The sequence below is a fragment of the Paenibacillus sp. Aloe-11 genome (genome assembly GCF_000245715.1).
Taxonomy (GTDB): Bacteria; Bacillota; Bacilli; order Paenibacillales; family Paenibacillaceae; genus Paenibacillus; species Paenibacillus kribbensis.
The window spans coordinates 48782-51845 of the sequence record NZ_JH601044.1 but is presented as its reverse complement, the minus strand read 5'-3'; the positions used below and the strand labels follow the sequence as shown (position 1 = coordinate 51845).

2 protein-coding genes are annotated in these 3064 nt (G+C 56.8%); both read right to left on the bottom strand.

What is annotated here, in order from left to right:
• Positions 1–486: hypothetical protein (locus tag WG8_RS02855; RefSeq protein ID WP_007428570.1), on the bottom strand; the 486-nt coding region annotated here is incomplete at its 3' end.
• A gap of 20 nt (positions 487–506) precedes the next feature.
• Positions 507–3064, bottom strand: a 2558-nt coding sequence (locus WG8_RS02850; RefSeq protein ID WP_007428569.1) for a DEAD/DEAH box helicase, incomplete at its 5' end; no start/stop codon positions are given.

Here is a 3064-nt window from a genome sequence, read left to right as displayed (position 1 = left end):
AATCGCCGCCGATCCGCTGCGTCCGCCCTCTGACCGCGAGCTTGGCTCAAGTACGGGGGATGTCCCTCGCACATGGGACAGCTCTCCGGCCCAAGCGCTGAATACGTACTCCAGCAGCTCTTCCCGCGTCATTCCGATCAGCTCCAGGCAGAAGTGTGGCTCGCTTTTCAATCCGGCCTGCAGAGCTTTCTTCACATCGTCAGCTGTATCCATGCCATCCTTTAGGCTGGAAACGGCTGTTCCGGCTGCTGCCTGCACGACATCTTCCAGTGAGAGACAGGCCTCCCCCTGCAAGAAACGGTATATGTCCCATGGCTCCGCTTTGAGCTGCTCCAGCCATGCCGTCCGCTGTTCCGGGTTCAGTACAGGTACGGAACCCGTCCAACGGGCAGCTACAGCCGCCGAGCCGCCTTCCGTCCCGTCCACGTCTACTTCTGCTACCCATTGACTGTCAGCTACTTTCAGCTTCACTCGCGGCCTTGTCATCGCCTTCATCCTTTCTTTACTTAATCAATCCATACATCATTTTGCAGCGCGATCAGACCGCGCAGTTCATCGTCGGACATTTCGGTCAGCCAGTGTTCACCAGAGCCTACAACCTGCTCGGAAAGCGCCCTTTTGCTCTCAATCAATTCGTCAATCCGTTCCTCCAGCGTGCCTTGGCAAATCAGCTTATGCACCTGTACATTGCGGCTTTGGCCGATACGGAATACCCGGTCTGTCGCCTGATTTTCCACCGCGGGATTCCACCAGCGATCATAGTGGATAACATGGCTGGCACGCGTCAGGTTCAGACCTACGCCGCCTGCGCGCAGGGAAAGCACAAATATATCCGGGCCTTCTCCCTTTTGAAAGTTATGAACAATTTCGTCCCGTCTGGTTTTCGCCAGTCCTCCATGCAGAAAATACGGCTCTTCGCCAAAGATTTTGGCCAAACGCGATACTAACAATTCTCCCATCGACACATATTGGGTGAAAATCAGCGCCGATTCACCATTTTCGCGAATGGTCTCCACCAATTCCAGCAGTCGCTCCATTTTGCCCGAGTTTTCGGTTTTACCGACATCAGCCCGTCCCGGGACGATCAGACCCGGATGGTCACAAATTTGCTTCAGCTTGGTCAGCGAAGACAAAACAAGCCCCTTGCGGGCCATGCCGATCTGCCCTTCAAGTGTTCCCAACAACTGATCCACCACGCCGCGATACAATCCGGCCTGCTCCGGTGTCAGCACGCAATAGGACTTCAACTCTAACTTCTCCGGCAGATCCTTGCGTATATCCGGGTCGCTTTTGAGTCGCCGCAGCATGAACGGGGAGACAAGCCGATGCAGCTCACGCAGCGCAGACCCGCGTTCCTCCCCTGTAGTACTCCCCGGAGTACTGTACCGCTGACGAAAGGAAGACGCTGTACCGAGATAGCCTGGATTCAAGAACTGGAAAATAGACCACAGTTCACTTAACCGATTCTCCACCGGAGTACCCGTCATGGCAATCCGGTGCGGTGCAGACAGCTTCATCACGCTTTGAGCCTGCTTGGTTCGTGCATTTTTGATATATTGCGCCTCATCCAGTACGATGGAGGACCAATAGACCGCAGATAAATCACTGCCGTCCCGGCCCGCCAGATGATAGGTGGTGAGGACGATATCATACTCGCGTACACTTTCCTGAAACGACTCTCCGTGGAGTCGCTGGTTGCCATGATGAATATACAGCGACAAATCCGGTGAAAAACGCTTCAACTCCCGCTGCCAGTTGCCAAGCAGAGACGTCGGACAAATGATCAACGCCGGGCTCTGATCCACAGCGCCAATCCCCCCATCGAGCAGGCAGGTGATGACCTGAATCGTCTTGCCAAGCCCCATGTCGTCGGCAAGGCAGACGCCAAAGCCCAAACCGCGCATCGCAGCCAGCCATTGAAAGCCGCGCTCCTGATAGGGCCGTAATGCGCCGTGCAGCGTCTCCGGCACAGGTCGCGGCTCCACGGAACGGAGCACGCCGCCCTCAGCCAAAGACGCCAGCAATCCGACGGATTCTGCGCCGAATATGGACAGACCTTTCCATGAGGCCTCGCCTGCGCCTTCATTTTCCGCAGCCAGATGCATCCATTCGGACAAGGTCATTTCGCCGTCTTCCCCGCGCTTGATAAAGCGCAGCACCTGACGGATTTCCTTGGGATCGACCTCGATCCATTCCCCTCCGAGACGTACATACGGCAAATTCGCCGCGACAATGCTTTCCAATTCCTCCATCGTCAAGGTCGTATCGCCCAGCACAGCCTCGGCATCAAAGGAAATCATGCGGTTAATGCCGACCGACGACGTATCGGTGATCACGCCATCCGGCTTTGCGCCCCGCTCTGTCGAACGCATTTTGAGTCGCAAGCCTGCACGTCTTCGGCCCTCCCGGCTCCAGCGTGAAGGCATTTGCACCGTGATGCCGTTCTTTTGCAGAGCGGGTACAGCTTCCGTCAGGAAGCGGAAGAACATCTCGGGCTCCAGTATGAGCCCTTCAGGATAAGGACGATTCAACGCTTCCAGCAGTATAGGTGCCGCATCAGCCGCCTGTCCGAGCCGCATCAACAGCTGTGCCTGCACTTGGCGATATACGATTCCACGGCGAATCAAATCACGTTCAGGATGCGCCCACAGCGTCAGAGCAGGCAGTCGCAGGCCCGGCTCAGCATCGCTTTCCACCCAAAAGGTGATGCGCCATTCCTTCACATTCTCCTCCAGGGCAGGCTCCAAACGAAGGCACAAACGCAGCTGTCCTTCTATCGGTTCCTGCTCCTCCCGCTCCGTGACAGGCATCGCGCTTCCCTCAAGAGAGGACGCTTGAAGAACCAACTCCTCCATCTCGACAGGCGTTCCCTGAATTGCAACCTGGCGTGAGCCTGTTAGCAGACTGTTCCACCACAGCTCCGCCAGCGGCGATCCCCCGCGCCGATATTCGGCGCGATATCTGCCCAGCTCACGCTCCGAGGCAGCCAGGACCGCGGTCGTTTCCGCATGGATGACCGCGCGCAGGAAGGAATATAGCACGATTCCAGCTGCATCCTCTCGTG